Annotated in this window: 2 protein-coding genes; both read right to left on the reverse strand. The window is 64.2% G+C overall.

The features are described from left to right. Positions 1–48: 48 nt before the first annotated feature. On the reverse strand, positions 49–1,443 hold the full coding sequence (locus tag ACW9I6_RS31945) for an aromatic amino acid lyase (RefSeq protein ID WP_457340224.1): 1,395 nt from the start codon (positions 1,441–1,443) through the stop codon (positions 49–51). Then, positions 1,440–2,444, reverse strand: coding sequence for an ornithine cyclodeaminase family protein (locus tag ACW9I6_RS31950; RefSeq protein WP_457340225.1), 1,005 nt, complete (start codon positions 2,442–2,444; stop codon positions 1,440–1,442). The genes ACW9I6_RS31945 and ACW9I6_RS31950 overlap by 4 nt, the downstream gene beginning before the upstream one ends. Positions 2,445–2,648: the final 204 nt, after the last annotated feature.

Consider the following 2,648-nt stretch of genomic DNA (forward strand, 5'->3'; position numbering starts at 1 on the left):
ACATCGCTATCGCAGGCAAGCCAGCTCCCACAGTTGATCTTCATAGTTTTAGAGAATGGGTTTCAAGCCATCGATTTCGATGAATGCGCTTAACGCCAACACATCCACCGACCCCGAACGATCCTGATCCAGGTGCGCCACCTGGCGGCGCACCGCCTGATGAATACGCCGGGTGCCCTGCCCCAGTTGAAACGTGCCGCGCAGGTCTACCGCCTGCGCCGCCACGATCAACTCAATGCTGCCCAGCCACACCACGCGCTGCACCAGTTGCCGGGTTTTCTCGACCACCGCCAGCGCCTGCCCCGCATAATCTTCCACGCGATCCGCCACCGGCACGCTCACCGCCGGGATCGGATTGGCCAAGTGCCCGATCTCCGCCACCAACGCCGAACCGGTGCGCTGCAAGGCGGCCATGCCCACGTGCCCGGGCTGGTTGATCAGAAAGCGCGGCAGTTCACTGGAGGCCGGCGACAGCAACTTGGCAATCCGCTCGGCGCTGCACACCGCCACGCGACTCAACGCCAGGCCCAAGCCTTCGGCCGCCAGCGCGAGATGGGTGCTGTCGAAATTGGCCGTGGCCAGCACCAACGCGTCTTCGCTGATCAACGCCGGATTGTCCGCACCGCTGGTCAGTTCCAGTTCGATTAACTCGCGTAACGCCTGCATTGCCTGTTGCGCCGCGCCTTGAACCACCGTGGCACAGCGAAAGCTCAGCGGGTCCTGTAGCCGACGCGGGTTGTCGGCCAATTCGCCGCCCGCCAGCAATTCCAGCAACGCCGCTGATTGCCCGCTTTGCCCCGGCGCCGGGCGCAACTGCGAAGCCCACGGCTGGAAAGGACTGAGGTTGGCCCGATAGCCTTCACACGACAACGCCAGCCCCGCCAACATGGCCTGCAATGCCTGTTCGGCCTCGGCCACCAGCAACGCGCCAAGGCCGATGCTCGCGGAGTTGGCCGACACCAGCGCCAGGCCATCCTTGCCCGTCAATGGCACGTTCAGCGCCAGGCTCAAATGCGCCAACGGCGCCAGGTCGCTCTCGCCCAACGAGCCGAGCAACGGCACCGCGGGCTCCATGCCGCAGTTGAGTAACGCCAACAGCGCCTGCGCCGCACCCGGCGAAATACCCGAACGCCCCTGGGCCAACCCCGCCAAGCGGGCTGCGGTGATCGCGCGTAATTCCTCACGCTTGGCCAGGCGGCCAACGCCCACCGCACGCCCCAAAGGAATGTTTGCCTGCACCGGCGCAACCTGCGTATCCACCGCCGCACCGAGGCCGGTGGTCACCCCGTAAATCGGCGTGCCTTCAGCCACCAGACGCAGCAACAGTCGATGCCCTTCGTCGATACGTTGGCGGGCCGCATCGCTGAAGTCAGCCGGTGCGTCTTGGCGGGCAATCGACAGCAAATCCTCAACCGTCAAACCGGCGGGATCGAAGTGAATCATGCCCAGCGCAACCGCTGGCCGATCCCCAGGCGTCTGGATTTTTCCAGCAGTGCGTGGCCCAGGGCGATATCGCTGAGGCTCAAGCCACGGTGCCAGAACAGGATGGTTTCCTCGGGGGTTTCCCGGCCGGTCTTCAAGCCGGCCACGATCTGCCCCAACTCGGCATGCAAGGTCTCGGCGCTGAGTTTTCCGGCGTCGACATGGGCGCGCAATGCGCCGAACATCCCGCCCTTGCACTGGCCCCAGTCGTCCACCACCAGCTTGTGCATGATGTCGGTCAACGACAGTTCCACCGCGCTCATGGTGCCGTAGGGCACGACGAAGGCACCGGGCTTGATCCACTCGGTGTGCAGCAACGGTTGCGGCTGATCCAGGCGTGAAGCTTCCACCACGATGTCGGCGCCGCACACCGTGGACTCCCAATCGTCGGTGACAATCACCGGCTTGCCGAGGTCTCGGCGCAGGCGTTCGGCGAAGGCTTCGCGGCTTTCACTGCGGCGCGAGTGCACGCGGATTTCGTCGAAGTCGAACAGGTGGTCCAGCAGCCGCACGTTCCAATACGCCGTGCCACGGGCACCGATGTGTGCGAGGACTTTACTGTCGGGCCGGGCCAGGTATTTGGCACCGATGGCGGTGACGGCGCCGGTGCGCATGTCGGTAATCGCCGAGGCGTCGAGGATGGCCTTGGGGATGCCGGTGGCCGGGTCCAGCAGGTTGAGAATCGCCAGTTCCGAGGGCAGGCCCTTGCGGTAGTTATCGACAAAGTCGCCCACCACCTTGACCCCGGCGTAGCCGATTGCGCCGCCCAATACACCGCGCAGCACGTTGAAGTGGCCGTTGATTTCACCGCCGGGAATCAGGTGCATGCGCGGCTCGATCACCGCCTCGCTGCGGCCCTGGATCGCCAGGCTGGATTCGATGGCGTTGAGGATTTCGTCGTTGGTCAGGGCCAGTTCGTCGATGTCCAGGCCGTTGAGGAAGTCGATGTAGATCGGTTGCATGGTCTGCTCACTGATGGGTGCGAAGGTCGATGCTGAAGATGCTTTTATGGGGTGAGGGAGATTGCTTTGGGGAGGGAGCTTGCTGTGGTGAAGGAGCTTGTTGTGGCGAGGGAGCTTGTTGTGGTGAGGAGCTTGCTGTGGCGAGGGAGCTTGCTCCCGCTGGAGTGCGCAGCGCTCCCGTTTTTTTTGGGGCCGCTACGCAGC

It is taken from the genome of Pseudomonas sp. SDO5522_S412, from assembly GCF_054071215.1.